1 protein-coding gene is annotated in these 1,470 nt (G+C 42.7%); it reads left to right on the top strand.

Annotated elements, in window-relative coordinates:
- The first annotated feature begins 112 nt into the window (after positions 1-112).
- Entirely contained in the window at positions 113-1,330 is a 1,218-nt protein-coding gene (locus ACZMB2_RS14245; protein WP_487597202.1) for an IS256 family transposase, read from the top strand.
- The last annotated feature ends 140 nt before the right edge of the window (positions 1,331-1,470 follow it).

Genomic DNA, 1,470 nt, shown 5'->3' with positions numbered 1-1,470 from the left:
GGGAGTGTCCCAAAGTTTGTGTAAACCTTCAAACTGATGTAAGATAACATTACTCAGTTTGGAGGTTTTTATTATGGCAAGAAGAAAAAGTGATTCACCACAAAAAGCAGCAATGCGTGAAATGATGCAGGGATATCTCAAGGATAATGATATCAGTATCAAAAGCGGAAACGATGTTAATTCCATCATGCGGGATATGATGTCTGTTTTATTGGAAGGGGCTCTTGACGAAGAGCTTAATGAGGAACTTGGGTATTCCAAATACGATTACCGCAATAAAGAGACCGATAACAGCCGGAATGGACATTCCAAGAAAACGATGCGTACCAGTTATGGAGATATGGAGGTTGCAATTCCAAGAGACCGCAAAGGGGAGTATGAACCGCAGCTGATACCAAAATATCAAAATACGGTCACTCAGGACATGGAAGAAAAGATCATATCTATGTATGCAAAAGGAATGACCACGGGAGACATTGAAGCACACTTAAAAGAGCTTTATGATCTGGATATTTCAGACAGCACGATCAGCCGTATTACCGATAAAATAATGCCACTTGTAAAGGAATGGCAGGAGCGTCCACTGCAGGAGATATATGCTGTTGTTTACATGGATGCGATCCACTACCACGTCCGCAGTGAAGGACGCATTGTGAAACGTGCGGTATACATTGCCCTCGGGATCGATATGGATGGGAAAAAGGATGTGATCGGCATGTATGTCGGGGAAAATGAAGGTGCAAAATTCTGGCTGTCTATTATTAACGGATTGAAAAACCGTGGTGTGCAGGACATTCTGATCGCTTGTGTGGATGGACTGAACGGATTTCCACAGGCGATCGAGGCAGTTTATCCAAGGACCGAGATCCAGCAGTGTATCATCCACCAGATCCGGAATACCACGAATTATGTATCCTACAAAGATCTGAAAAAACTTATGGCAGATTTAAAAATGGTCTATGCAGCTCCCGACGAAGCTGCAGCCCTGGAGGAATTAGAATCTTTTGGCGAAAAATGGAACAGCAAATATCCGAAGATCTATAAATCCTGGAGCGAACGCTGGGCTACACTTTCCACTTATTTTAAATATCCCCATGAAGTGCGGAAGCTCATTTATACAACAAATGCGATTGAAGGATTCAACCGGCAGCTGCGTAAGGTCACCAAAAGCAGGACTGTATTTCCAAGCGATGACAGCCTCTTAAAAATGCTCTATCTGGCTACCATGGACATCACTAAAAAATGGACCGGACGCCGCAGGGACTGGTCCCAGATACGAGCCCAGCTGGAGATCTACTTTGAAGAACGGCTGGAAAAAGCAGAATTCTAGGGAAATCTATTTGACATGTGCATTTATACCAGTATAATGCAGATAAGAGCAGAGAACCAAAATCTGGTCTCTGCTCTTAATAACTATCAATAAAATCTTATGTCAGTTTTTTGAGTTTACACAAAACTTGAAACGGTCTC

This window comes from Hominiventricola sp., from assembly GCF_057604405.1.
Note: the sequence above shows the minus strand (reverse complement) of the source record. Positions and strands in the feature narration are given on the sequence as shown.

Excerpts from the sequence above, each read along its gene's own strand:
- ACZMB2_RS14245 (WP_487597202.1), top strand. The coding sequence starts at position 113 with ATGCGTGAAATGATGCAGGGATATCTCAAGGATAATGATATCAGTATC.